This window comes from Paenibacillus sp. 79R4 (assembly GCF_013393165.1).
In the GTDB taxonomy this organism is placed as follows: Bacteria; Bacillota; Bacilli; order Paenibacillales; family Paenibacillaceae; genus Fontibacillus.
Genome location: NZ_QJOT01000036.1, coordinates 1 through 1,541 on the forward strand (window position 1 = coordinate 1; position 1,541 = coordinate 1,541).

A 1,541-nucleotide genomic window follows, 5' to 3' on the forward strand; every position below is an offset into this window, starting at 1 on the left:
TCCCGGCTCGATTTGTTGGCGTGGTACAGAACCACGTCCCCATTCTCCAGTTCAAACGTATTGCCGTAGGCATCCTGAACCTTGGACTGGAAACCTTCCATCTCCCACTGATTCTGACGCTTCACGCCCCCGATCACTTTGTTCATCTCCGGAGCGTGAATATACTGCAGATGCGGCTCGTCCAGCTTGCCGTCCCGGATACTCTCGATATCAAAGTTCACCAGAATGTATCCATTCTTATAACGGTTCTGCAGGAATATCTGCGATTTATTATCCAGCTTCCCATTCTTCCGGTGATATTCCTGCAGTGATTCCCCGGCCTTCACAATATACGGAGCAGCCGGCAGACTATATTCTCCATACCACTGCTGAATCGAGGCGTTCGCCCGCTGCGCATCCACCACCTGCGGCATCGCTACTCCCTGATATTCCTTCTTCGGTCCAATCATCGTCCGCAGCTGCTCCGCCAGTAACAGCAAATCATAGCTCCCCACCGGCGTCTTCTGTAATGTGACTTTATCGACGTATTCACTTACGTACTGCTCCAGACTTTTCTGACCGCGTAACCATGCGGGTTCATACAGATAATATTTATACTTTGCCGTATCCTGCAAACTCGTTACTGGAACATTCCGCAAGCGCTCATTCAAGATTACATAACGGCTGACCTTATCATCCTTCGAGCCGATTTTGACAAATGGCTGACTGTTCGTGCTGTAGTATAAATCCACCTGCTCTCGTACCTTTCCGTCATGACTCACAAAGTAAAAGGTCGGTGTGATGCGGATTCCATCCAGCTTCTCGAACATATTGCCCTTGGTCTTCAGATCAAACTTGAAATGGTAGCCAGTCTTGATCGATACGTTCTTATAGCCTTGAAACGGATGACTTCCTGGGCGAATCAGTACGCTGTACGGGGATTGATTCCCTCTCGGGTCTCCATCAATTTTCCCCATCCCTACCCAGTAGGACACTCCTGTTGGTTCTGCTGCTCCCTTGCCTTGACGGAATACATTCTCCCAGTTGTAATCGGCGATGTCAGTAATATGGAAATCATACAGCCGGCCGATCACCTCTACGGATACTTGGTCCAGAGCCATGTGATTCACCAGATCCAGGTTGGCATCATTCTGGGCCGGAATATCATCAGGATTGCCACCTGGAGCATTCTCCGCAATATTTCGGAAATACACCTGATAATCTCCTTCATCGACCCAGACTGGTAGGAAGAAGGTTGCTTCCTCCTGATTCACAGGAACCTCGATCCATGTTCCCTTGGGGACAAAGGTCTGGAAGCCGCTGCTCTCTCCCATATAGACATCGAACTCGAACTTGACCTGCTTCGATCTGAAATACTTGGCATAATCCCGATTCCCGTATCCGGGGTAATTGCTCTCATTTAAATGCTGGCCCGAGGTCGGAATTTTCACTATGAACGGCCGCTCCAAAATAAGGGCCGACCGCCTCTCATTCGGCTTCGTCTTCTGGTTATGTGCTGCATCATCCGATACTGACGAGTAGTTGACGACCGGGGTATGGAC

At 49.7% G+C, this 1,541-nt stretch carries 1 pseudogene; it reads right to left on the reverse strand.

The features are described 5' to 3' along the window. Positions 1–1,541 (reverse strand): annotated as a pseudogene (locus DMN77_RS23495) (DUF5704 domain-containing protein); the annotation flags it as partial.